This is a genomic window from Agathobaculum ammoniilyticum (assembly GCF_025567315.1).
Lineage (GTDB): Bacteria > Bacillota > Clostridia > Oscillospirales > Butyricicoccaceae > Agathobaculum > Agathobaculum ammoniilyticum.
The window spans coordinates 1-1,478 of sequence record NZ_JAOQJE010000045.1; the positions used below are offsets into that span (position 1 = coordinate 1).

1 protein-coding gene is annotated in these 1,478 nt (G+C 52.5%); it reads left to right on the plus strand.

Annotated features, from left to right (window positions below):
- The first annotated feature begins 67 nt into the window (after nt 1-67).
- The gene (locus OCV66_RS15460) at nt 68-1,306 is read left to right on the plus strand and encodes an IS256 family transposase (RefSeq protein ID WP_147574654.1); all 1,239 of its coding nucleotides are present in this window, start codon (nt 68-70) and stop codon (nt 1,304-1,306) included.
- Nucleotides 1,307-1,478: the final 172 nt, after the last annotated feature.

The window sequence follows — 1,478 nt, forward strand, 5'->3', positions numbered from 1 at the left end:
TGTTTCAAATTATGTGTAAACCTCCTGAGTGGTGTAGAATAGAAGCATCACACAGGAGGTTATACATATGGCCAGAAAGAATCGCACGCCGGAAGAAAAGGCCCGGCGGGAGAAAATCCGTGAACTGCTGCAGATGGCGAACATTGGCAGCATGGAAGACATCCAGAGCTTATTTAAAGAGACCATAGCCGAATTCATGGAGAACGGCCTGGAGGCGGAACTGGATGACGAGCTGGGCTACAGCAAGTATGACTATAAAAATAAGGACACGGATAACAGCCGCAATGGGCACAGCAGTAAGACGCTGCGTACGAGCTTTGGTGACGTAGAAGTATCCGTGCCTCGGGACCGGAAAGGCGAGTTTGAGCCGCAGGTGCTGAAAAAGAACCAGACCAGCATCAGCCAGGATATCGAGGAAAAGATCCTGTCGATGTATGCCAAGGGGATGACCACCGGAGATATTGAGACCCATATTCAGGATATCTACGGTATTTCGGTCTCGGACAGCACGGTCAGCCGGATCACGGACAAGATCCTGCCTGTGGCCAAAGAGTGGCAGCAGCGGCCTTTGGAGTCCATCTACGCCGTGGTATTTTTGGATGCCATCCACTACCATGTCCGCAGCGAGGGGCAGATCGTAAAGAAAGCGGTGTATATTGCCATAGGCATTGATCTGGATGGCCGGAAAGATGTACTGGGCATGTGGGTAGGCGAAAATGAGAGCGCCAAGTTCTGGGCGACCGTGCTTAACGGCCTGCGGAACCGTGGTGTGGAGGATATTTTCATCGCCTGCACGGATAACCTTGCCGGATTTGATGCGGCTATCCATGCAACCTTTCCTCAAACCGAAATTCAGAACTGCATCATCCACCAGCTGCGCAATTCCAGTAAATATGTGTCCTACAAGGACTTAAAGGCGCTCATGACAGATCTGAAGGCAGTTTATGCCGCCGTAGATGAGCAGGCGGCACTGGATGCCCTGGATACCTTCGGGGAGCACTGGGACCGGAAATATCCGAAAATCTCCCAGTCCTGGCGGGACAACTGGGCAAACCTGAGCACCTATTTCAAGTACCCTCAGGAGGTGCGGCGGCTGATTTACACCACCAATGCCATCGAGGGCTTCAACCGCCAGCTGCGCAAGGTGACCAAAGCCAAATCCGTATTTCCCACCGACGACAGCCTGCTGAAAATGCTGTATCTGGCCATGATGGATATCACGAAAAAGTGGACCGGCCGGCGACAGGACTGGAGTGTGATCCACGCCCAGATGGCTGTCTACTTCGCCGAGCGCATGCCTGAGTAATGCCGTTTCAGATCGATGGCAGAGGGGATATGAATGCCTTCGTCTTGACATCCCCTCTCGCTGGCGTTATGTTGTTAACAAGGCGGCAGCCGTTTTACCCGTCTGCCGCCCATGATAAATTTTTCTCTATTTGCACCGCTTTTGGCGGTTACACAAAATTTGGGATTGCCCC

What these genes read in the sequence shown, in the direction of transcription:
- OCV66_RS15460 (WP_147574654.1), top strand. Translation starts at nt 68, where the DNA reads ATGGCCAGAAAGAATCGCACGCCGGAAGAAAAGGCCCGGCGGGAGAAA.